At 49.5% G+C, this 23,808-nt stretch carries 23 protein-coding genes; 16 read left to right on the top strand and 7 right to left on the bottom strand.

Features of this window, described 5'->3' with window-relative positions; all coding sequences use genetic code 11:
* The first annotated feature begins 150 nt into the window (after positions 1–150).
* Together B153_RS0105820 and B153_RS0105815 are read left to right on the top strand one after the other, a co-directional pair.
* Positions 151–897 (top strand): hypothetical protein, encoded by a 747-nt coding sequence (locus B153_RS0105820; protein ID WP_020595743.1) that lies wholly within the window; start codon positions 151–153, stop codon positions 895–897.
* Between the two features lie 183 nt (positions 898–1,080).
* On the top strand, positions 1,081–2,325 hold the full coding sequence (locus tag B153_RS0105815; protein ID WP_020595742.1) for a BamA/TamA family outer membrane protein: 1,245 nt from the start codon (positions 1,081–1,083) through the stop codon (positions 2,323–2,325).
* Here the strand turns inward: B153_RS0105815 and B153_RS38490 are convergent.
* Genes B153_RS38490 through B153_RS0105805 form a run of 3 tightly spaced genes read right to left on the bottom strand, consistent with a single transcriptional unit; the run spans position 2,322 to position 4,882 of the window.
* Positions 2,322–2,672 carry a hypothetical protein gene (locus B153_RS38490; protein WP_245564835.1) on the bottom strand — a complete coding sequence of 117 codons (351 nt, stop codon included), beginning with the start codon at positions 2,670–2,672 and terminating at the stop codon, positions 2,322–2,324. The two genes, B153_RS0105815 and B153_RS38490, sit on opposite strands and share 4 nt — an antisense overlap.
* 50 nt (positions 2,673–2,722) lie before the next feature.
* The gene (locus tag B153_RS38485) at positions 2,723–3,433 is read right to left on the bottom strand and encodes a Gfo/Idh/MocA family protein (protein WP_245564834.1); all 711 of its coding nucleotides are present in this window, start codon (positions 3,431–3,433) and stop codon (positions 2,723–2,725) included.
* 9 nt (positions 3,434–3,442) lie between these two features.
* Complete coding sequence (locus B153_RS0105805; RefSeq protein WP_020595741.1) at positions 3,443–4,882, bottom strand: DEAD/DEAH box helicase; 1,440 nt, start codon at positions 4,880–4,882, stop codon at positions 3,443–3,445.
* A 205-nt stretch (positions 4,883–5,087) separates the two neighbouring features.
* Between B153_RS0105805 and B153_RS0105795 the strand changes: the two genes are divergently transcribed.
* Together B153_RS0105795 and B153_RS0105790 are read left to right on the top strand one after the other, a co-directional pair.
* Complete coding sequence (locus B153_RS0105795) at positions 5,088–6,320, top strand: mandelate racemase/muconate lactonizing enzyme family protein (protein WP_020595739.1); 1,233 nt, start codon at positions 5,088–5,090, stop codon at positions 6,318–6,320.
* 35 nt (positions 6,321–6,355) lie between these two features.
* The gene (locus tag B153_RS0105790; protein ID WP_026261932.1) at positions 6,356–7,453 is read left to right on the top strand and encodes an L-dopachrome tautomerase-related protein; all 1,098 of its coding nucleotides are present in this window, start codon (positions 6,356–6,358) and stop codon (positions 7,451–7,453) included.
* A 6-nt stretch (positions 7,454–7,459) separates the two neighbouring features.
* On the opposite strand, the gene B153_RS0105785 is transcribed toward B153_RS0105790, so the two are convergent.
* Positions 7,460–7,882, bottom strand: a complete 423-nt coding sequence (locus B153_RS0105785) for a hypothetical protein (RefSeq protein ID WP_020595737.1) — start codon at positions 7,880–7,882, stop codon at positions 7,460–7,462.
* Between the two features lie 217 nt (positions 7,883–8,099).
* On the opposite strand from B153_RS0105785, the gene B153_RS0105780 reads away from it, so the two are divergent.
* The 3 genes from B153_RS0105780 (at position 8,100) to B153_RS0105770 (ending at position 12,008) form a co-directional block, all read left to right on the top strand.
* Positions 8,100–10,199 (top strand): TonB-dependent receptor, encoded by a 2,100-nt coding sequence (locus tag B153_RS0105780; protein ID WP_020595736.1) that lies wholly within the window; start codon positions 8,100–8,102, stop codon positions 10,197–10,199.
* A gap of 103 nt (positions 10,200–10,302) precedes the next feature.
* A complete protein-coding gene (locus tag B153_RS0105775; RefSeq protein ID WP_020595735.1) occupies positions 10,303–10,938 on the top strand; it encodes an ABC transporter ATP-binding protein in 636 nt (211 codons plus the stop codon).
* 8 nt (positions 10,939–10,946) lie between these two features.
* Positions 10,947–12,008, top strand: coding sequence for a hypothetical protein (locus B153_RS0105770; protein WP_020595734.1), 1,062 nt, complete (start codon positions 10,947–10,949; stop codon positions 12,006–12,008).
* An 80-nt stretch (positions 12,009–12,088) separates the two neighbouring features.
* On the opposite strand, the gene B153_RS0105765 is transcribed toward B153_RS0105770, so the two are convergent.
* From B153_RS0105765 to B153_RS0105755, 3 genes are all read right to left on the bottom strand, one after another.
* Positions 12,089–14,752: an ABC transporter permease gene (locus tag B153_RS0105765; RefSeq protein WP_020595733.1), complete on the bottom strand. Its 2,664-nt coding sequence runs from the start codon at positions 14,750–14,752 to the stop codon at positions 12,089–12,091.
* Complete coding sequence (locus B153_RS0105760) at positions 14,749–15,084, bottom strand: PadR family transcriptional regulator (RefSeq protein WP_020595732.1); 336 nt, start codon at positions 15,082–15,084, stop codon at positions 14,749–14,751. The genes B153_RS0105765 and B153_RS0105760 overlap by 4 nt, the downstream gene beginning before the upstream one ends.
* Before the next feature lie 133 nt (positions 15,085–15,217).
* The gene (locus tag B153_RS0105755) at positions 15,218–16,195 is read right to left on the bottom strand and encodes a Gfo/Idh/MocA family protein (protein WP_020595731.1); all 978 of its coding nucleotides are present in this window, start codon (positions 16,193–16,195) and stop codon (positions 15,218–15,220) included.
* 662 nt (positions 16,196–16,857) lie between these two features.
* Between B153_RS0105755 and B153_RS36510 the strand changes: the two genes are divergently transcribed.
* From B153_RS36510 to B153_RS34695, 9 genes are all read left to right on the top strand, one after another.
* Positions 16,858–18,105 carry a LuxR C-terminal-related transcriptional regulator gene (locus B153_RS36510; protein ID WP_020595730.1) on the top strand — a complete coding sequence of 416 codons (1,248 nt, stop codon included), beginning with the start codon at positions 16,858–16,860 and terminating at the stop codon, positions 18,103–18,105.
* Positions 18,106–18,316: 211 nt separating this feature from the next.
* Positions 18,317–18,499, top strand: a complete 183-nt coding sequence (locus tag B153_RS0105745) for a hypothetical protein (RefSeq protein ID WP_026261930.1) — start codon at positions 18,317–18,319, stop codon at positions 18,497–18,499.
* A 73-nt stretch (positions 18,500–18,572) separates the two neighbouring features.
* Positions 18,573–19,025: a hypothetical protein gene (locus B153_RS0105740; RefSeq protein WP_020595728.1), complete on the top strand. Its 453-nt coding sequence runs from the start codon at positions 18,573–18,575 to the stop codon at positions 19,023–19,025.
* 13 nt (positions 19,026–19,038) lie between these two features.
* Complete coding sequence (locus B153_RS0105735; RefSeq protein WP_020595727.1) at positions 19,039–19,485, top strand: hypothetical protein; 447 nt, start codon at positions 19,039–19,041, stop codon at positions 19,483–19,485.
* An 81-nt stretch (positions 19,486–19,566) separates the two neighbouring features.
* Complete coding sequence (locus tag B153_RS0105730; RefSeq protein ID WP_020595726.1) at positions 19,567–20,004, top strand: hypothetical protein; 438 nt, start codon at positions 19,567–19,569, stop codon at positions 20,002–20,004.
* Positions 20,005–20,151: 147 nt separating this feature from the next.
* Entirely contained in the window at positions 20,152–21,678 is a 1,527-nt protein-coding gene (locus tag B153_RS0105725; RefSeq protein ID WP_020595725.1) for an FAD-binding oxidoreductase, read from the top strand.
* Positions 21,679–21,724: 46 nt separating this feature from the next.
* Positions 21,725–22,909, top strand: a complete 1,185-nt coding sequence (locus tag B153_RS0105720; protein ID WP_020595724.1) for a lipase family protein — start codon at positions 21,725–21,727, stop codon at positions 22,907–22,909.
* A gap of 258 nt (positions 22,910–23,167) precedes the next feature.
* Positions 23,168–23,605, top strand: coding sequence for a hypothetical protein (locus B153_RS38480; RefSeq protein WP_020595722.1), 438 nt, complete (start codon positions 23,168–23,170; stop codon positions 23,603–23,605).
* Positions 23,598–23,808: transposase (locus B153_RS34695; protein WP_020595721.1), on the top strand; the 211-nt coding region annotated here is incomplete at its 3' end. The genes B153_RS38480 and B153_RS34695, both read left to right, overlap by 8 nt.

The following is a 23,808-nucleotide window of genomic DNA, read 5'->3' as shown; positions in this document are numbered from 1 at the left end:
GATTGGGTTAACTGCCAAAAATACAGAAATAAAAGCGCCTTTGGGCATCAGAGCCAAAGAAGATTTTGCGAATTAAGGCAGCCTTACATTATTTATTTTCAATGATAATTTGTTTCTTTATTACTTGATAACCATTCTATTTATTTTCCTATGCGTTTTTTTCTTTTCGCCCTTTGCCTGGTCGGATCGATCCCAGCGTTCTCTCAGGCACAAACCGAATACATGGCCCAAACAACGCGCGACCGTATCAATTTTACGAATCTGAACGTTTCTAACAACTCCACACTCTTTACCATTAAAGGAGAGCCGGGCAAACTCCTTGGCGATCCGTATCTGGATACTACCTGGCAGGCGGGTAATGTAAAATTCTATAATAAGGTAGGGGTTTCGTTAACGAACGATTCGCTGGCTGGTGTCCCCGTACGGCTGGATCTGTCGACAAATGAAGTGGAAATCAAAGCCGGAGCCAGGAGTGTCAAAGCCGTCAAAGCCTCGGCCGTACGCTATGTTGACCGGAACAACCTGTTTGGGTCTGTCAGTCGATTCATCAACGTGCATGAATACCAGGGCGAAGCCGAATCGCTGAATGGTTTTTTCGAGCAATTGGTTAACGGCGGCAAACTGGATTTACTGCAATATCCTACGGTCTACATCCGCAAAGCCAATTATAATATGGCTATGAATACGGGAACCAAGGATGATGAATACATGAAGAAAATGGACTGGTACGTTGCCCGCGATAAGAAAGCCCTAAAATTTTCGCCGGGTAAAAAATCTATACTAGAGTTGATGGGTGACAAAAAAGAACAGATTGAAGCGTTTTTGAAGACTCAGAAACCAGACCTAAAATCCCGTTCGGGCCTGATGACCGTGTTTGCCTATTACAATAAGCTATAACTTTGTCGTACTGTTACCGCTGGTTCTATGGTTTGTTTTCACCTATTGAACCAGCGTTGTGTTGTAAAACCCCACAGTTTTGCAACGTTCTGGTGCTTTACAGCGTTTTAGTAGCTGTAATTCTGTGGCAGTACCTGTTGATAAAGCATTTTTAAGGCCCCATGCAATCGTTCTAACCCACTTATGAAGCTCTTCTATCGTTCGTTTGTGGGTTTACTATTGCTGATCGGATCGAATGCCATCGCTCTGGCTCAAATGCCGCTTTCGGACACGACCTCATCCCCATCCAATCTACCCTTTAATCAGTCGGTTACGCCCGCTCATGATGTAGCTGATTTATTTAGCCGCTGGTTTCCTCGCTTACACATTGTCCCACACGACTCGGCAAGTCTGCATGAAGGCAAACGATTTCTGATTGTCATTCCTCAGGTTGGCTATACCTTACAGACGCAGTTACTGGCCGCCGTTCTAGTAAATACGCCCTTTCGACGGCCAGGTGCCAACATGTCGACGATTAGCACGCAACTTACCTATACGCAGAATAATCAGGCCTTTCTTACGGCCCTTTCGCAGATATGGAGTCGCAATAATCGCTTCCTGTGGACAAACGACTGGCGGCTGATGCATTACCCACAAGCTACCTATGGACTGGGTATGTACACCTCGACCGACCGACGGGTGGTGGATATGGATTATGCGTATCTGCGTATGTACCAGAGCCTATTGCGTCAATTAGCCCCCAATTTTTATGCGGGTATCGGCTACCATCTGGACCTGCACTGGAACATTGAGAGTTATAACGATTTCCGGGAGTTTACACGGATTTCGGGCTACCCATACGGTGTTCAGGGTCGTTCGGTTTCGTCTGGGCCTACGCTCCATGTATTGTATGATAACCGTCAGAATTCCATCAATCCAACCGGAGGCTTATATGCCAATGCTGTGTTACGCAGCAATATGGAATTTCTGGGGAGTGATGAGACGTATCAATCCTTGCTACTGGAGGTAAGGAAGTATATTCCAGTTTCACTACGATCGGGCAATGTTCTGGCCCTATGGTCATACAACGCATTCACCCTCAACGGCAATCCCCCTTTTCTCGATTTGCCCAGTACGGGCTGGGATAGCAATGGTAATCTGGGGCGAGGGTTTATTCAGGGGCGCTTTCGGGGAAAAAACCTGCTTTATGCCGAAGCCGAATACCGCTTTCACATCACGGACGATCGCCTGCTTGGGGGGGTTATTTTCGCCAATGCCCAAACGGTTACCGAACAGGCGACTCGACAATTTGAAAAGGTAGTTCCTGCTGTTGGCGGAGGATTACGTATAAAAATGAACAAGATCTCCCGTACCAATCTCTCCATCGACTACGGCTTCGGCATGGATGGTTCCCACGGCTTATTCTTCAACCTGGGGGAAGTGTTCTAGCTTTTCAGGTCGATCATAATTTTCCGCCCTGTATCGGCTGCCTGTAGAATAGCGCCAATAAGCTTCATATCTTTCCAGCCTTCTTCGCCCGAAGCCTCGGGAGTGGTTTTGTTCCAGATCGATTGCGCAAAGGCGTCCATCTGCGCTACTTGCTGATAATTCGGGGCAGTCATAAGCATAGGGCCTTTGCTGGTTACGCCCTGAGCCCCCGTTGCATTATACGCAGGTTCGAGCTTGTACCAGCCCCAGCGTTCGCAGGTCACGTAAAGCCGGTCAACATAGGACGAGTACGTCGTTCGGCAATCCGCAATGGTTCCACCCGGAAACTCAAACTGCCAGAATACCATCTCATGAACGTCTTTGAAATGCGCTTTATCGTAGGTAAACGCCTGCGCAGTTACACTGATCGGGTCCAGATTGAGCGTTCGCCGTGCGCCCTGTTGGCATAAATACCCAAATCCATAATCGCTCCTCCCCCGCCGATCTTTTTATCCAGTCGCCATGAGTCAGGGCCTGGCACCGTAAACCCCAAGGCCGACTCAATCACTTTCACCTGTCCAAATGCCTTTTCGGCCACCAGTCGACGCATTTCCAGATGGTGCGGCTCGAAGTACAGCCGATACCCTACCGACAACTGAACCCCGGCTTTCTCACAAGCTGTAATCATCTGTCGGGCCTCATTGGCATTCATCGCCATGGGTTTCTCACAGATCACGTGTTTACCTGCCTGCGCTGCCCGTATGGTGTACTCGGCATGCAGAAAATTCGGCAACACCACGTAGATAATATCAATATCGGGGTTGTTCCGAATCTGATCGAAGGTCTGATAATTGTAGATGTTCTTCGCTGGAATGGCATATTTCGAAGACCAGACTTTGGCCTTTTCGGGCGAGCCGGTTACAATACCAGCGAGGTAACAGTTCTGGGTTTCCTGAAGAGCCGGGGCCAGCTGATTGGTTGCATAATTGCCCAGGCCAACCAGAGCTATCCCTAATTTTTTAGGAGCAGGCTCGCTTGCCCCCAGCCCGTTGATCGGCTGAGTCAAGATACTGCCAACCGCTAAGGAAAGGGTTTGCAGGGACGTTCGTCGTGAAATGGGTGTAGTCATTGGCAACCGCTATTCGCCGGTAGCTTCAGGATTGGCGGATGAAACCGTTTGGGCAGCCCCATTACCGGGTTCATCACTTTTTGGTCCACGCCGACGTTTTTTCCGGCGTTTTGGTTTACCAACTGGCTGCCCTTCGGCATTTACCGGAACAGACGGTTTTTCACCCTCTACCGTTGCATCAGGACGAGGTTTCTGCCCTGTTTTTTCGCTCCGCTCCCGACGATTAGCCTGCTGGGAGGTACTGGTTGCCCCAGGCTCCTGCTTCCGTCGTTCGTCGTTCCGTCGCTTATCCCGACCCCGCCCCGAGCCTCGTCCGTTTTTGTTACGTAAGCCACTAAATCGACGCGGATCGAATACGGGCGATTTGCCCATACCCAACTCTTCGGTGATGGACTGCTTGTCAACCTCCCGTTCGATGAGTCGTTCAATATTAACAATCCGGTTCTGGTCCTGATCGCTGATGAACGTGATCGCAGTACCCGTGGTAGCCGCCCGTGCCGTCCGACCTATCCGATGGACGTAATCTTCGGCATCGCGGGGAATATCGTAATTAACAACGTGGGTCAGATTATCGATGTCGATCCCACGCGAGAGCACATCCGTAGCGACCAGGATCGGGAAAGCTTTGTTCTTAAAATCCCGAAGTACAACCTCCCGATCGTCCTGTTCCAGATCGGAGCTAATCCCCCGCGCTTCGTACCCTAGTTTACCCAATGCCCGAACGATGCTGTTCACTTCTGCCTTTTTGGAGGTAAACAGCACCATGCTTTGCACAGGGGTACGGCTATTTTGAATCAGATGCACTAACAACGGCAGCTTTTGGGCATCGTAGGCCAGATAAAACTGCTGATCGATCCCGGCTGCGGGTTTGGAAACGGCCAGTCGAATTTCTTCGGGCTCGGTCAGAATCCGTTTCGAGAACTCCCGGATCTTTGGCGGCATCGTGGCCGAAAACAGCAGTGTTTGCCGTTTGGCAGGCAGTTTGGCCACGATATTCAGTATGTCGTCCGAAAAGCCCATATCGAGCATTTTATCGGCTTCATCCAGAACCAGATAGTCGATTTTGTCGAAGTTGACATAGCCCAACTGCATGTGTGCTATGAGTCGGCCAGGCGTAGCCACAATAATATCGGCTCCCGTTTCAAGTGCTTTACGCTGCTTGTCCCAATCGTCGCCTTTGCCTCCTCCATAAATGGCAATACTTCGAGCCTGCACAAAATAGCCAAAGCCTTCCACCTGTTCATCAATTTGCTTGGCAAGCTCACGCGTGGGTACCAGCACGAGCGTACTGGTATGGTCGTGGTTGGCGTGAGAAATTCGATCGAGTAGCGGAATCAGGTAAGCCGCCGTTTTACCGGTCCCGGTCTGGGCACTGGCGATGAGGTCGCGCCCTTCGAGAATTTTAGGAATTGCCAGTTCCTGAATCGGCGTGGCCTTAAGGTAGTTCATGGCATCCACACCGGCCAACAGGTCGTCGTGGAGATTAAATTCTTGAAACGTCAAGATACAGCTTCGTGAAGGTGAAAACTAACTGACCTTGACTTCCCGGCCAGCTTCTGCTTGATTGGAAACAAATATATCGAAAAAATCGAAGTTTATCCAGTATTCTCCTTGTAAGGCGTCCTTTCCTGAAAGAATATTCCTCCCCAAAGCCATGCACCGCCGACAGTTTCTCCATTCAGCTATTTTAAGTAGTGGTTTGTTTGCCAGTACCAATTCAGTAGGTTCGTGGCTGGCTGTCGATGATGGCTTACCTGCCTGGCCCCTTCCCGACATCCATAAAGCCGTATCCAGCCCGGTTCTGATTCGCTCAGTCGAGTTGTTGAAAACGCAGGGCCAATATATGATGGTCGTTACGGCTCAGGATGGTACGCGGGGAATTACTCAATGCAACGACCGAATGCCGAATCTGTCGTCGTTGCTGAAAGGGCTGGTTATTCCGCATTTTATTGGAAAAGATGCCCGTGATCTGCCACACTTAGTGGACAATGCGTATCGGCTCAATTCAAATTATAAATATGCCGGTATGCCTCTTTGGAACTGCATTGGCTCGGTTGAGATCGCGGTCTGGGATTTGCTGGGTCGGCTGGTCAATAAACCCGTTTATCACTTTCTAGGCAAACCGCTACGCACCCACTATGATGTCTATATCTCCGATTTCGACCGGGGCACGCTAACCCCTGATGCGGTTGTTGATCAGCTCGCCCAAAAACTGGCTCTTACGGGAGCAAAGGGCGTGAAAATTAAAGTCGGGGGTCGAATGCAGAACACACCCGACGATGAACGACGGACACGAGCCTTTGTCCCGCTGGTACGAAAAAAGTTGGGCGATTCAATCACTATTTACGCTGATGCCAATGGCTCGTATACAGCCCAGGAAGGGGTTGCCATTGGGCACATGCTGGAAGATCATGGGGTCGTCATTTTTGAGGAGCCCTGCAATTTTGAAGACGAAGAAGGTCTTCGCATTGTAAACCGGGCCCTAACTAAAATCCGGCTGGCGGGGGGTGAGCAGGATACGAGTCTTTACCGCTTTGACCGACTGGCCCGCACTGATGTTTACGATTTGCTGCAACCCGACTTATACTATAACGGAGGTATTCTTCGGGCATTACAGGTGGCCGAAATTGCCCGGAAATACAACAAATCCATTGCACCTCATACGCCCAAGGCCGATCCATTGATTGCTCCATTCTGGCATCTGGCGGCAGTTTGCCCGAACCTTTACGGGCTACAGGAAACCGTTTTCGACCTGTCCAGCCAACCAGCTAATTGGTACACACCTGCCATTCAGGTAAAAAACGGAGCGATTCAAATTCCGAATCAACCCGGTCTGGGGATTACTTATGACGAAACAATCTGGAAAACCGCCGAGCGTATTGTCTGACAGCAACAGAATCCATTTTCGTGGGTTATGCGTCTATGAAAACACACATCGTTACTCTTTTCTGTTTGCTAAGCCCGTTGAATTCTCTGGCCCAGTCGAATTCTTCGGCTAAACTGGAAACCGTTGCTCAGTTTGGAAAGTACCAACCCATTGGTCTTGGCGTTTCGCAGGAGAACCGCGTCTTTGTTACGTTCCCGAAAAATCCTGCGAACTATGACTATGGGCTGGCTGAGATTGTGAATGGGAAGCGTATCCCTTACCCCAATGCCGAATGGAATCAGTGGGATTCGCTGAACCCTCAACAACGCTTTATCAACGTTCAGGCTCTGTTTGTCGATCAGGCCAACGCCCTATGGGTACTCGACCCGGCTAGTCCATCGGGCCAAAAAGCGATACCCGAAGGCATTAAGCTCCTGAAGATCAACCTAAAGACCAACCGGATAGAAACGATTTACCGATTCGAGGATTTAGCCCGCGATCGTACTGCCCTAAACGACGTACAGATCGATACACGTCGGCAAAAGGCCTATCTTTCCGATCCTGGCCGGGGGGCCATTGTTGTGCTGGATTTGATTTCGGGGAAAAGCCGGACGGTACTGGAGACGGCTCCATCGACCAAAGCCGATCCTGATTTTGTGCTGACGATCGATGGGAAACAGGTTCGGGATAGACAGGGCAATCCGTTTCGTAGCCATGTCAACGGCATTGCGCTCACCCATGACTTCAAGTATCTTTATTTTCGCCCGATCACCCAAACGAAACTCTACCGGATTAACGTAGACGATTTGGTGAATGAACGTTTATCCCCTGCTGAGCTGTCGACCCATGTTGAATCAATGGGTGAAACAGGGATATCGCACGGAATGATTGCCGACAAAGAGGGGCGCATTTACCTGACCGACTCTCCAGACAAAGCCATTCGGTATTTTATTCCTGGCGTCTCTGAACCTAACCGACGTTTGCGCGTTCTGGTTCAAGATAATCGTTTACTATGGCCCGACAGTTTCGGGATTGGAACCGACGGGTATTTGTACATAACGGCCGCCCAGATACACCGCACCCGTCGCTATAATAACGGAGAAGACAAAGTGGATTACCCGTTTGGTTTGTACCGGGTAAAATTGCCGGACTAAACCCACTTAAGGCTTGTTTCGGAGGTCTACGGCATCGTCGGGTAACGACCTATCGCTGAACGCTTTAAAAATACTATTGGTCTGTATAGCATAGAAAGGGCTGTAATAAAATGGATTACCCTCATAAACGAGCACTTCGTATGCCAACGTAAATTGCTTATTGTCAACTGATTTGCAGTCCAGAAACGGCAACCAGCGTCCCGGGTTGTATACACAGGTTGAACGGTGCAATTCCGACACCACCCGGAGGTAAGTCTGATTGGCTAGTTCCCGTTCGAGTTCGCTTTGATCGGCATACGGCTGCCAAAGCAGTGATCCTGCCAGCAGTGCCCCGAGTAGTACACTGCCCCCTGCCAGTTGAAGTACCCATTGAAGGGTATGTAAGAGCCGTATTATCAGGCTCTTCTCTTGTAAAGATAAAGCTTGCATACGACTACGCTTGTCAAATATGATGCCAGAAAAGGAGTATAAAATAGGTCCACATATACCCATTAAGTCACTTATGACATGGGTAGCTTCTTAACTGTTATGATTGTTTTTTTGCACAGGTGGTTTGATACCCTAACGACTAACCCGATTTTACCTGCCCCAGAAACCCTGTTTCCCGTTTATTCGATGTACTTTTACAAGGCATAGTTGTCAACTTATGATAAAGCAATACTTCTTCTTAGGCGTACTTATCTGTATCGTCAGTCCCGATCTTCTCCTTGCCCAAACCCCGGCTCCATCTCTGGAGGATACCCTGCAATTGAATGAGGTTGTTGTACGAGGTTATGCAACGAACCGACGGCTGCTGGAAACTCCGGCAGCCGTAAGTGTACTGACGCGCCGGGACTTAAATCAACGCTTTGGTATACCCACCATCGTTCCGTCATTAAATTCAATACCGGGAGTACGAGCCGACGAACGATCGCCGGGAAGCTACCGGCTGGCCATTCGTGGAAGCGCGATTCGCTCACCCTTTGGTGTACGAAACATAAAAACCTACTGGAATGAACTCCCCCTGACCGATGCAGGCGGCAATACCCCCCTCAACGCACTCGATGTGCGGGCACTAGGCCGGATCGAAGTGATCAAGGGACCATCCGGTAGTTTATACGGAGCAGGCACTGGTGGTACCATCCTCTTTAGTGGCCTGGCAGTGCCGGCCAATAAGAGCAGTGTAGAACTTTCGGCATTGGGTGGCTCCTATGGCTTGTATGGAAATGGCATTTCTCTGCAAACGGGCAAAGCCAATTCAGCTATTTCTTTAAGCTACAACCACTTACAATCGGACGGATACCGCGACCAAAGTGCAGTTGTACGCGACAATCTGAGCTTCATCGGCTCCTTCAATGTAAGCCCCAAACGGACGGTATCGCTGCTGACTCTGTACTCCGACCTGCACTACCAAACCCCCGGAGGGCTAACGGAAGCTCAGTTTCTGGCCAATCCACGGGCTTCCCGTCCTGCCACAGCTACCTTACCCAGCAGTGCTGCTCAACAGGCTGGTATTTATCAGAAGCTGGGTTATTTTGGGCTTTCGCATGAGTACCGCTGGAACGAACGCATTCAGAACACCACCGTTCTTTACGGCTCTACAACCGACTTTGCCAATCCGTTCATCACCAATTATGAAAAACGGACCGATCTGGGCATTGGTGGCCGTACCGTTACCCAATTCCGATTCCCCAACGCCCCTCTGCCCACAGTCGTTACCGTCGGAGCCGAACTACTCCGCAACTTCACGGTTGATCGGAACTTCGGCAACCGGGCCGGTACACCTGACACTATCCAAACCGACGAAGAACTCATTGCACGACAAACCACGCTGTTTGCCCAGATAGAAAGTGAGCTGCCCGCCCACTTTCGCCTTACGGCAGGTTTGAGCCGCAACGACGTTCGCTACGATTTCACCCGGTATAAGATTCGAGCCAATGGCCTTCCAACGGCCCTGATCACCCGAAATTTTACCCCTGTTTGGCTACCCAGAGTAGCCCTGCTACGGACATTTGGCCCTAATGTATCCGCCTTTGCCAGCATCAGTACGGGCTATTCGGCACCATCGAGTCAGGAAGTGCATCCGTCGGCAGGTGGCTTTAGCACATCACTAAATCCCGAACGGGGCATTAGTTACGAAGTGGGGGTGCGGGGTTCCGCTTTCAACAGTCGACTGCGATTTGACATTTCTTATTACAAACTGCAACTCCGAGAAACCATTGTTCGCCGATCCGATGCGGCAGGTGCCGATTATTTTATCAATGCCGGACGAACAGACCAACCGGGTCTGGAAACCCAGATAAGCTACGATTTTGTGCTGCCCAATACGACCCAGGCCCTTACCTTTCTCCGCCTTTGGAATAATCTGACCCTGACCAACTATCGATACCGAGACTACCAGCAGGGCAGCGTCGATCTGTCGAATAACCAGATTCCGGGTGTTGCCCCAACCGCCAACACAACGGGTATCGATGTCGAAACGCGGCTGGGCTTCTACGCGCACCTGACCTATCTGTTTTTGCTGGAGTTTCAGTTGAACGACGCCAACACGGCCTTGTCGAACCCAACTCAACTGCTTCAGGGTACACTGGGTTTTCGGCGTAACCTGGGTCAGCACTGGATGCTGGATGTATATGCCAGTGGCGACAATCTGCTGGATCGGGCTTACTCCCTGGGGTATGACCTGAATGCGGTCGGTAATCGATACTACAATGCCGCTCCTGGCCGTAACGGACTGGCCGGTGTTCGCCTAAGTGTGAAATGGTAGTTTCAGGTATCGGACTCGTGAGGAGTGGTCATCCACAAGGACAGAAGGAGGAACGTTTGCCTGAATCGATCCTTATTTTTGGCGCTTATCAATCGACAGGCCTTTGATTTCGGTATCCAACTTTACGAAAGCCTACAACGGACGAACGGTTCTAGCTATACCCATGCTGGCGTTCTCGTCAGGCATTCATTATTTCCGGGGTGGTAATGGCTCTGGCAAAACCACATTTTTCCGTACGGTTGCCGGTCTCCTCCCCTTTTCGGGCCAAATCTGGCTGGCCGATCAGTATGAAATCAATCGTAATCCAGTCGACTATCGTCTGCGAGTCAACTATGCTGAAGCCGAACCACTTTACCCAAGCTTTCTGACTCCCCGCGACCTGACCGGCTTTGTTGGAAAGGCGAAACAGACCCCAGCCGGCCAGGTCGATCATATTGCCCGTATTTTGGGCGTCGATACCTTCTGGACACAGCCAACGGGCACCTTTTCGAGTGGGATGCTGAAGAAATTATCGCTCCTGCTGGCGTTGCTGGGATCGCCTACACTCGTGTTGCTGGACGAACCCCTCACTACCCTCGACGTAGCCACAGCCGCCAAACTTTTCGATTATATCCGTCATCTTCATGCTGAGCAGGGGGTTTCATTTTGGCTGACCTCGCACCAGGACGTCAGTCTGACGGGGTTAACCCTGAGCGGTACCTGGCAGGTAGGCGATGGGGCCATCATACCGACAACCTGATCTGGCCTATGCTGACGTTTTTAAACCGACTCTTTGTCGGCCCTTTTTACGCCCGCAACGCGGGTACATTTCTGGTTGTTATTTTGCTGGCTTTTGGCTTTCTGAGTGCCCGCGAACACAAAGCACTAATCACCGCCTGTCTGGGCTCCTGGTTTTTGCTGGGCATCGTATTCATCCTGTGGGGATTCTATGTAGTGAAGGTCAGCACCTTTGTACGCCAGGAATTGGCCGCACCAGAACATCTGTTTCTGCAGACGTTCTGGCTTATACCCAATCCGATACGCTGGCTTCTTTGGCTCGCCCTGGAAATCGCCTTGCTGGCTCCAGTAATTGCCTATGGCGGCTGGATGATCCAACTGGCAACGGTTTATCAAAAATGGGACTCCTTGGCGGCTATCGTTATTTACCAGATCGGCCTCATTGGCGCAGGCGTTTCTATAAACGATTATCGTCTTCGGCACCCAGGCCCCAATACCCTACAGCTCCCCCATTTTCGGGTTCGACTCCCCTATGAGTTGTTTTTTCCAGTCTACTGGCTCCGGCGCGAACCACTTTCGCTGGTATTGACCAAAGCTTTTTCGGGCTTATTGCTGGCAGGCGTTTGCCGACTCTACCCTACCGATGCGTATGACCAGCGGCTGTTGCTCATTGGACTATTGCTGGCGATTCTTAGCCATGCTCAGGTCGGTGGCCAGGTGAGCGATTTTGAAAAAAAATACCTGATTCTGCTTCCTAATCTGCCCTTTACCTGGTGGCAACGCCTGATTCGCTATACCTGTACCTATGGTCTGATATGGCTTCCTGAACTGCTAATTCTATTGCGAAACTGCCCTGACGCCATCCGGCTCGACTACGTAATCTGGCTTTGGCTGACAGGCTGGGGCTGGCTGCTACTGATGCACACGCTTGCCTACGGCCGCGACATCCTTCCCGAACGCTGGCTATCCGGCATTTTCGCCAGCTTCATACTGGGATTACTCCTGATTATGTTTGGTGTTCCTGTGGGCGCCTGGCTGATCATAGGCTGGGTGAGTGCCGTAGGGATTTGGTACAGAGCATTTCCTTTGTAGAGACGCCATACCTGGCGTCTCCTATGCGTCAGCTTTTTTGGCGTCAGCCATCTACCATGCCCCAAAGTTGCGATCTGCCATTATTCGCTTTTCAAGACATTAGCCGGATTTTTTCGGGCCGCTTTTAGGGTCTGCGAAACAATCATCAGGAAGGCCGGCATCATAACGATCAGTACCCCAATCATCAATTCGGTCAGGCCAATCGGTCGATGATAGGCAAAATTGACCAGAACCACCTGATCGAAAAACAGGTAGGTTGCCGGTAGGGCCACGAAAGCAGCCAGCAGCAATAAACCCAGAAAATTTCTGCTCAACAAATAAACCAGCCCGCCTTCGCTGGCCCCCAGCACTTTACGAATACTGATCTCCTTCAGCCGGGTTTCGGTCGTAAACACCACCATACCCAGTAATCCCAGAAACGCAATGCACACAGCCAGGACTGCCACAAAGCCAATTATTCTGATCATAATCGAAAATTGCCGATAAGCCTCTTCAATCTGGTCATCATAAAACTTGGCCTCCATGGGATGCACCTTATCCACCGTTCGCCAGGCCTCCTCAACACTGGCCAGCGTAGCGGGTAAGTCGGTAGTAGCCACTTTCACATTCAGATACCCACCTGCCTCATCGGTAAAGTACCGGAACATGTGCGGTTCGATTTTATTCTCCATCGTTCCATAATGAAAGTCCTTCAATACGCCGACAATCGTCAGTTTCTTTTTATCAACAACCACCTGTTCGCCCAGGGCCTTCTGTGGATTCTGTTTCGCTATGTTAAACCGTTTGAGCACCTGTTCATTCACAATAATTTCACTCTCCTCCTGCGCTGTTTTAGGATGTCGTGTAAAATTGGTGCCAGCCAGTAACTTATGCCGGTGGATTGGCAAATAATGTTCGTCGACCGTATTCAGCCAGACCAGTGCGGAATCCTGCGAATTTTTGTACTTCATCGTAGTCCCTCCTATGCTGCCTAAACTTGTGACCAACAGCGATTTTGAGACCTCCACAACACCGGGAATCTGACGCAACTCGTTTGCGAGCACTGTGCCTTTATTCCCTTTGAGGTTTATGTTCAGAATATTCTCTGTCGTAAAACCCAGATCGAAGGTCAGAAAGCTGCGGTATTGCGCATACCCGATCAGGGTCGTTGTGATAAAAATCAACGAGAACGTATACTGAAGTATAATCAGGGTTTTACGAAGCGTAACCCGGCGAAAAATTTTCAGCGTCGAGCTATCCCGCAGTACCAGTACAGGTTTGATTCGAGAGAAAAATAAGGCAGGTAAAACCCCGGCGATTAAGCCCACAACAAGGGCTAACAAAATGAAAGAACCGATAACCCGTCCCGAAAACTCCAGCGACACCAGGTTGTCGATGAAGGGATCAAGGGCTAGAAATTGTGTGCGCAGGAATAAAAATAGCCCCAACGAAACCACCAGCGCCAGCAACGCAATCAGAATCGATTCGGCCAGAAACTGCCCCAGCACATGGCTTTTCAGAGCACCCATAATTTTGCGAACCCCAACTTCCCGCGAGCGCCGAAGCGACCGGGCAATGGAAAGGTTGGTATAATTAAAACAGGCTGAGAGGATGATGACCATCGCTAGTCCGATCAGTACCCATACTACAAGGGGTATCATGGTAGGACCAATGGCATTATGGAGCTTAGGCCCCAACGAGGCTTCCCTGAGCGGTTGGAGAGATACCGAAACGGTTCGATTCGTTATTCTGCTGTTTTCCGCTTTATTGAATCCAGTCAATGACCTTAACACCGACTCCGGCCGGGTGGATTCGGGCAAAACCATGTATACGTAATTCTGCCAGATATTATCCCATCCGTAAAAATTAGGGTCTTGCCTCGCAAACAGCGATTCGGCTGTCGAAAATGAGGCCAGGGCGTCAAATTGTATATGCGATAGTTTCGGAACATCTTTCAGCAAACCCGTCACCGTATAGGTCAGCGTATCGAGCCGAACCGTTTTACCCAATGGATCGACCTCTCCGAATAATTTTTTAGCCGTTTTTTCGGTCAATACCAACGAGTATGGGTTCTTCAAGGCCGTGGCGGGGTTACCTTCCAGCAGGGGAAATGTAAATACCCTGAAAAACGAAGCATCCGCCCATAGCCCGCCCAGGGGAATCGTAGCCTCGCCAACGCGGGCATCGCCCCCAAAGCCATTTCGCAGGATGGTTACCTCCTCAATCCCCGATACCGTTTGCCGAAGTTGCTTCCCGATTTTCACCGATGTTGACGCCAGATCGACCTGGGGTTGTTCGGGTGTTTTAAACGTTGTAATCACCCGAAAGATCCGATCTTTTTTCTCATGAAAATCGTCGTAGGCGAGTATATCCGCCACAAATGAAATAACCAGCAAGCCCACCGACATGCTGACGGCCAGCCCAACGATGTTGATAAGCGAGAATAACTTGTTGCGCACCAGGCTGCGCCGGGAGGTTTTGAGGTAGCTACCAAGCATAATCCAGTGAATGAGAAGGTTAATAAAATCAGGTTTACGGATCGTATACGGTCGAAAAAATTTCAGCACATCCAGGCAGTAAATCCAGCGGGCTTTCCGATCACCTTTTGTTGTTCGATTTCGGTCGAAATACTCATTAAGATCGCCCTGCAAGTCTTCCAGTAAATCGGGACGGCAGTACCACTCCAGCAACCGTTGTGCCCAGCGGGGAGGCCCCGGCATTTTGGGCAGATTCGTACGGCTTTCAGATGGATCGATCCGATTCATAATGAGCCTTCCAGATTAAAACCGGGTATGATATTCCAGAGCGACTCGCGAACTTCCTTCGCTTTCACCAGGGCCACCTTTCCGGCATGGGTCACTTCATAATAGCGTTTGCGTTTGCCCCCACGGGCACTGGTGGCATCGCCTAAGTGACTCTTTACCAGACTTTTCTCTTCCAGTCGATTCAATACCGCATGCACCACACCCAGTTTAGCTGCCCGCCCTGTGTGTTTTTCCAGCTCATCACAAATGGCAACACTGTAGGCCTCATTGACCAATGCAGCAATGGTTAGTAACACCAGTTCTTCAAACTCGCCCAGGTTAGTCCCCTTCATTGAATGGAATCAGATTAGCGTTATTTATTCAGCAAATGTATGTAAAATGAGTTTATTAATTCAGTATATGTATGTAAAATATTTTTGGGGTTTATCGCCTAAGCCTCAGACGGAAACCATTGAACGATGAGTGCTATGCTGTGATCCAGTCGAGGATCTGACTGGACCGAATACCCGTTTTGCCTGTACTTGGGCTTTTGCCTTCCCCCCGCAGCTCCTGTACAATTAATTCGATCAATGGCTGCTGAACGTGTTCCGGAAACGGCACCCGAATCTCTTCTGTGCCGGTCTCGGTTTCAAGCCTGATTATGAAGTTCTCGAAAAACGAGAACGTAAGCTTCCCTTTCGAGCCGATCAACTGTGTTTGCTCAAGCCGCTGCGCACTATTTACCGTCCAGCACCAGTTTCCGGAACCTAAAACACCTGATTCGAACTCAAAATTGGCAACTACAATGTCATCAGCATCGTACAGATCCGCCTGGTTTCGGCTGATACCACTGGCCGTTTTCACGGGCCCAAATACAAATTCCAGGAAATCGAACTGGTGCGATGCCAAATCGTGCAAAAGCCCTCCCCCCGAAACTGCCGGAGTTACCCGCCAATTGGGGACGGCTGCTTTCCCCAATTCCCGATCGGCAGGTTCCCAGTTCAACTGGACATGAACATACCGAACCTCGCCGATGGCTTTCTGGTCAACCAGTTCTTTCACCTTCAGAAAGTAAGGTAATGCCCGCCGATAAAACGCCACAAACAACGGCACTCCGGTTTCCCGACTTACCTGGTTCATGGCCTCACATTCGGCCGTATTCAAGGCCATTGGCTTTTCGACGTACGTTGGCTTACCGGCCCGCATCGCCCGAATGGCATAATCAGCATGACTGTCGGGTGGCGTCGCTATATAAATTGCATTTACGTCAGGGTCATTGATGAGTGCATCGGCATCTGTGTACCACTTCGGTACGTTATGACGACGGGCATAATCAGCCGCTTTGTCGGCATCTCTGCGCATAACCGCTACCAGGCTCGAGTGAGGTACTTTATGAAAGGCAGGACCGCTTTTTACTTCGGTCACATCACCGCAGCCAATAATGCCCCAGTTCAAATGAGTCATAGATATAAGGGGATGGGTTTAAGTCGAGTAAGGTATACGCTTCAGAATATTAAAGCCTACGTTACTCAATGATATGCCTTAAGGAAGGCATTTACTTACGAACTCTACCCCAATAGCAGGTGTAGCTATTGATACGTACAGGGTTTTATTGAAACCTCCTCCAAGGAACACCTTTTTTGAAAATCCCGTAAAGTTTTCAGATCAGTTAACCGTACGTCAAGTTACAATCTATATTACAACCTTACTAGGCATTTCTGTTTACTCTTAGTTTTCACATCAACTAAATTGATCACTAAATAACGCAAACCGATTCTCTAACCCAAACGGTAGTAAACCCTTGAAAAAGAGACAAGAAAACAACAGCAGACCAAAAAACGCGCACCTAAGCCATATTAGATAAATACAATTTCCCCATAAATAAGACTATAAAAATACTAGTTTTCAAATCTGCTATAAACACAACACTAAAACTTATAAATATCCTACAAAATAGAGGAATAAGAATAAAAATTAGTAATTATCTGCCCCCTATTTGTACAATTCATCTATAAAATACATACTAAGGCAATCCACCAAATAATAAAGAAAGGACAGGGCATATTAAATGATTTCTAGTTTTGCTCACATGAGAATCTTTTCTGATCAGCAAGACTAGCTTGTATATGACTAAATACTCTACTACTCACACTTTTTTCCTGGGTTTCACTTTATGGCTATCAACGGTTGCATACAGCCAGCCCGAATCGTATCAGCAGTTAGAACAGAAGGTCTATTTGCTGAACAACCAATTGAAGTACAACGAATCGCAGGCACTATTACTCCCTATTCTACAGGACGATAAATTCAGCGCCGATGAGAAGTACCAGGCCTCTCTCCTGCTTTCGTATACCTATAAACGGGTTTATGACTATCAGTCGGCGCTAAAGCTGCTGAAGACGGCCCAAAAATTTGCCGAACAGACGCCCAATAAGGCCCTTTACATTGCCAACATTCAGTCAGAAGAAGCCTTTATTCTTTTCGATACGCACGACTATCAGAAAGCCGACCGGCTGATGGCAACGCTCGAAAAATCGGGTTTTAAGTACGTGAACCTGGAAAATAAGTCGAAACTAATCATGCAGCAGGGCTACCTGTTGTTTGCCAAAAAACAGTATAAACAGGCCGAAGAGACCTACGATAGGGCCATCGGCTGGATGCAGGCATCGGCGCCCTGTCATCTGCCGATGATCTATGTCAAAAAAATGCAGCTCTACAATGCCATGAATCGGGCCGATTTGCTGGCCGATGCGCTGAAAAAATCGAGTTTCTACGCCGATTCCTGCAAGATCATCAAATACCATTTGTATGCCTACGAAGAACTACGCGAAATCTATAAAGCCAAGAATGACCTGCCCAACCTCGTTCAGACTCAGAAAAAACTGGATAGCCTGAATGTTATTTTCGCACGGGAACAAAATATCTCTTCACTGCATAATCAGAAAGAATCCATTGTATCTGATTACGCCAATCAGAAGCTTCAGAACGAAAAAACGAGTAAAGATTACCTGGCTATTTTGCTGGCCGGACTGGCGCTTATTGCGCTGGCTTTGCTGAGTTGGCTGGTCACTTCCCGTCGAAAACAGCGTCGGCTGGAAGCGGAATTTCTCCGGATGAAACTTGAGCTTGAAACGTACCTGGCCCGAAACAGGACGGCAGTATTGAACCGAAATTCGCTGGAGCGGGGAGATCTTAACGTACTCTCCGAACGCCAGCAGGAGGTATTGGAATACATGGCTATGGGCATGCCCAACAAAGCCATAGCCGACAAATTATGCATTTCCGAAAATACGGTGAAGTACCATATCAAAAATATCTATCTGCTTCTGGATATAAAAGACCGTAAAGAGTTTCTGGTTTCGGTAAAGAAATAGGCGTCTGGCCCTAAAAACAGACTACCCGTTTGGGTAGTCTGTTTTTTTTTGCCCCAAAACTACCCATCGGGGTAGCGGTCGGGCAAAATTGCCCCAATACTTTTGGTTGGTCGATCAGCAGCCAGCACTTGTCCTTACAGGCCGGCTCGTGTGGTAGACCCCTCACCTCTGTTGGGCAATCTGTACGTGGCGCATGAATAGCAATACTTCCATGGAAACCAGTGATTTTGAAAAGGACCTGATGCCGCCCGTGTTAAGCGCTCTGGAATTCGAGCAGTTACTTGGTCGCTACAAACGAGCGGTCTACACAAACTGGCTGTATCCTTCTTTCGAGCACGATCCATTTCCCCTGCCTTGTTTCGAGATGACAATGAATCAATCTTATACGACCTAGTCGAAGTCCGTACCCATCTGACTTGTCCTGTTACTCAACAAACCAACTCGTTAAACTTAATAAGCTTATTCCGATGAAGTACACACCCAACTACCTCATTGCACTAGCCTCGTTCGCTGGCTTTTCCTGCTCCAAATCAAACTCCGATCCTGCTCCAACGCCAACGCCTGTCGAGGAAAACCTGACGGCTCCGGTGGCCGGTATCTATAAACTGACCAAAATAACCAATCGATCAGGCTCGCCTGCGGTTACGGGTGTTGGATCGCTTACCATCATTGCCGTCGACAATACGACAGCCAAAATTACCCAGACTCGTAGCTTCACCAACACAGCAACTAAAAGCGAAACGACCCTAACCAGTATTCAGGACGAGGTAAATAAACTGGCGAAAGATGGCACTAACTATGTCATTAAAGCGCCGAATGGACTTCAATGGGCAACAATAAGCGGTACCAGGATTAGCACAATCGATAAGATAGGGAGCACCGCCGAAATTACACTTGACACAGAATATACGAAACAATAATCCTTTTCTTTCTATGAAATTACTCACTACTCTGACAACTTTTCTGATCGTCCTTTCTCTGTTCGGCTGCTCTGATTCAGACGAAGATCCCAAGCCAGCCGGTCCGCATTGGGCCAGCAACATCGCCGGTACCTATTCCATCAACAAAATTCTGAGCAACAACAAGGAAGGCGAGGTAACAGGAACGGGTTCGGCCGTTATCAAAGCCATCAACGACACAACGGTTTCTATCCAGTACCGAACGGACCTAAAATTTGTCGCAACGGGTTCGACTAAAAATCTGGATCAGGACATCGAGAAAGGCAGTGTCAGCTTGTCGGATGATGTGTATCGGCTTAGCTACCCACAACCCTACACCAGTAATATGTACTTTTTCGGGAGTATCGTGCTGGGCAACCGACTGATCATCAGCCGAACCATCGACAGTAAAGATATTACCATCGAATACATCAGAAAATAATAGCCCCTTTGATGGTAAGCCTACCTGGCTGGCTGTTTTCCCCAGTCCAGCCAGGTTATTAACCCGTTAACGTCTATCCCTATGAAGACCCAATCCATTTTATTCGTTCTGGCTACGTGCCTGCTTGCAGCAGCCTGTTCAAAACCGGACTCCAGCCCGGAACCAGACCTTACCAGCCAGATGGCGGGCACCTACACACTGACCAAATTAAGCAAAAAAGACGGGGGAGCTATCTTAACGGCAACAGGTTCCGCCACCGTTACAGCCGTTGACCAGTCGACCGCAAAAATTCGGCAGTACATGACGATCCGGAAAACATCGTCGTCGCTCAGCATCATCGATTACACGTATACGTACAAAATTTCGCAAAATGGCACTACCCTTGCGATTCAACAGGAATACGACATCAATAAAACCATAACGGTCGGTGATGTGACCGGGTCAACGATGACGACTACAGATCTCGTTGTACCAGGCGAAACGCCCCTCGTTCCGATTATAGCGGAATATTCGAAATAATCTCCATACATAATACCCACCGTTTTCTTGTTTCTTCTGGTTAGGCTCTCCCCATGGCTCGACGTATAAACCTGTGCGTTGATGAGGGCTTAGGCATTGCTGAACTTACTTCTATTCTGTTACAGGCTACTCAACGGATCGTCTTTCATGGAATCATCCAGTCCCATCGTCTCCAGATCGCTCAAAACAGCCTCGGCCAAACCCTCCCGACGGGATTTTCTGCGGTCTAGTGCCAAACTATCCCTTGGCGTTGGTCTGGGGCTTTCGTCGCTGGATTGGCTGGCCGGGTGTACGCAGCTGGCCGATCACCGGATTACCCCCTGGGATGAATTGGCGGCAAAGCTACAGGGGAGTTTGCTCCGACCTGGTATGTCGTCATTCGTCGATCTATCTACGCCCTGGGCTTTACAATATGCTTCTACTGTTCCCCAGGCGATTGCCCAATGCCGCACGGAAGCCGATGTGCAAACCTGCATCCAGTGGGCCAAAGCCCATGCGATGCCGCTCGTTGCCCGAAGTGGTGGACACTCCTATGGCGGCTACTCCCTGACCACCGGCCTGATGATCAATGTGTCGGCCTTAAATTCATTTTCGTACGACCCTAATACGGGCCTTGCGACGGTGGGTAGCGGTGCCCGGAACCGAACCATTTTTACGGAATGCAAACCGCTGAATCGGGCCATTCCGCATGGACGATGTTATGAAGTAGGTGTGGCCGGGCTGGTTCTGGGCGGTGGAATCGGGTTCGATATGCGGTTGCATGGACTTACCTGCGATGCCCTGCGGGAAACCCGGATCGTACTGGCCGATGGCCGCGTGCTCACCTGCAACGAAAACGAGAATACCGATCTCTTCTGGGCCTGCCGGGGAGCGGGTGGTGGCAACTTTGGGATTCATACCTCGTTTACGTTCGAGACGTTTCCGGTAAGCACAGTTACTACGTTCAATCTGGTCTGGACGGATCGGATTGTCGATACCTTTGCCGCTATTCAATCCATGACCCAATCGGCGCCCAATGTACTTGGGATCAAAGTGAGCATTACGGCTCAGAAACAGGCAGGCGCATCGGTGTTATCGCTCACCATCCTTGGCCATTTTGTGGGTTCCGAAGCCGATTTCCGGTCTTTGATCGCTCCGATACTGGCCGTCCAGAAACCTGCCGAACAAACCATTCAGGTGTTGCCCTACTGGGATGGCCAACAGACTATCTCGGAAGAAGGCAAACCCGAATACGCCCACGAACGCTCTCGTTTTGTAAACGGACAGCTCCCCGACGAAGCGATCCAACTGATTATTTCCCAATTAAAAAACTGGCCCGGAACCAGCAAAGCCGCAACCTGGAAGTATTTTCTGCTGGGTGGACAGATCGACGCTCAATCGCCGACAGATACGGCGTTTGTGCATCGTGGCTACTCGATGCTTTCGAGTACCGAGCTGGAATGGACTCCGGCCGACGATGCCGCCACGTTGGCCAAAAATGAAAAATGGCTATCTGATTTTCACAATCAGATGGAAGCCTATACGTCGCCCTATTGTTATCAGAACTTCATCGACCCTAGCCAGGATGGGTATCTGCAAGCTTACTACGGTTCGAATCTGCCCCAGCTTCGGGCCATAAAACGAAAATACGATCCGGAAAACCTGTTCAATTACCCTCAATCGATTCCGGTTTAACTCACTTCATCCTACGCCTTTTAAGTAGCCTGTTTTGCTTATACGTATGAAAAAAATCACCCAACTCTTCGCCATGGCCTTACTTGGCCTTGCCACGTTCTCGGCCTGCACGAATGCCACCGACGATACGCCTGTCACCCCAACGCCGTTGACCAAAGGTAATGCGCCTTCCAATGCCCACAAAGCCATCGCGGTGTTAAGTATGATTGCCAATGTCAATTACAATCTGGTAACCACGTCCGAAGCCGCTTTACAGCAGAACACCCTCAAGATCGACGATGCGTTGAAAAACAATGCCGCCATCCGAGCGTACGTCGGCACAGACTGGCGTGTGGTGTGGGGCCCCGTTATTTCGAATAGCCCTAGAAAATCGAATACGAGTGTTGCCGATAGTTTCGTTACCGACAACACGATGTATGTGGCGCGGGGAACGAGCATCGCCACCGGAAAACCGATGTACGTGGTGGGGGTTGCCGGAACAAATATCGTATCCAACAAAGGCTGGCGGTCCGAAGATTTCAATGTGTTTAAACTAGCCGACTGGGGCATGCCGAACAGTGGAAAAATCAGCGATGGCAGCCAACTGGGCCTGACGATCCTGAGCACCATGAAAGACCCTGGCACCGGAAAAACACTTCTTCAGTTTCTGGGCGCACAGAGTGACATTACCTCCACAGAAATAGCCTTCACCGGCCATAGTCTGGGAGGGGCTTTATCGCCCCTGGTAGCCCTTAAATGCATTGAATGGAAAGAACAGATGGGCTATACGAATCTGAAGGTAAGCGTTTACCCCATAGCTGGCCCCACACCAGGCGACGCTCAGTTTGCCACCTACGCAGCCCAGAAATTCGGGGAAAACTACTTTTCGGTTATCAACAACTACGATATGGTTCCCTGTAGCTGGCAGAAAGATATGTTTGCGACCATACCAACTTTGTATTCCAGTTCACCACCGTTCAATCCGGGGGGTAAAAGTGGATTTGAGCTTCCTCCTTCCGACAAACTGGCGTTCAACGCGTTAAAACCGATCATTGACCTGAAGACGTACAAACGGATTGCTCCCGACCGGGAATATGTGTTCAATGGCACTCCGAATACGTATCCTGACAATTCGGGTACATTCTTCAAGGAAGCAGGCTACCAGCACACGAAGGCTTACTTTAAAGACGGGTTTCAATTTCCTCAGCCCGTTATCGACGCCATTACGCTATTGATCAGTAACGAACGCTGATGCTTCGATCCAACGACTGACCGCTTGCCATTTCAAGTGAAGTAATTACTTCGTAATGAGCGCATTAATTTATCCATGCCGTAGGTCTGCTATCTGGTGAACAGAGGCTGCCCTACGGCACACTCATGAAGGCTGTAGACTTTTTTCTTATACGCACTCCCTGCGTGGATGCTCGTCGCCAGGGTAGCCTGCCTGGATTTCATCATGAACGAATTTAGCCATATACGAATTATAATAGGGTTTATTGTAAGCTTAAGCATGGCTCAACTGCTCAGGGGGATAGCCAAACTGCTGGTTCATCCCACCCAGAAGAAGCCGTATTGGGTGCATCTGCTTTGGGTGGCATATCTATTCCTGAATCTGGTTTACTTCTGGTGGTGGGAATATCGGCTCAGCCAGTTAACTACCTGGGTATTCAGTACGTATCTGCTGGTTATTCTGTATATCGTGGTTTATTACCTATGCTGCTATCTGCTCTTTCCCGACGATATTGGGGAATACAAAACCTATAAGGATTTTTATTTTTCCCGACTCCACTGGTTTTTCGGCGTACTTTGTCTGACCCTCCTCATCGATATCTTCGATACCTTTCTGAAAGGTAAAGCGTATGCAGAAAGCTTAGAGCTTGTTGGGGAATTGATAAGGACTGGTAGTCGAGTCAACTTTGTATCGACCAAGAAACAAAGTAATGACTAAGCAGTGGCAACCACTGACCGACTACCAGTGGGCAGCAATTTCGCCTTTTTTTAACCTTCAACGCAAGCGTAAACACCAATTACGTGCCGTCATGGATGCCATCTTCTGGATGTTACGCACCGGCTGTCAATGGCGAAACCTGCCGCCTAGCTTTCCGCACTGGCAAGCCGTATACTATTATTTTGACCAGTGGAAAAAGGCCG

The organism is Spirosoma panaciterrae DSM 21099, assembly GCF_000374025.1.
Lineage (GTDB): Bacteria > Bacteroidota > Bacteroidia > Cytophagales > Spirosomataceae > Spirosoma > Spirosoma panaciterrae.
The sequence above is the reverse complement of the archived record's forward strand: the minus strand, read 5'-3'. Positions and strand labels throughout refer to the sequence as shown.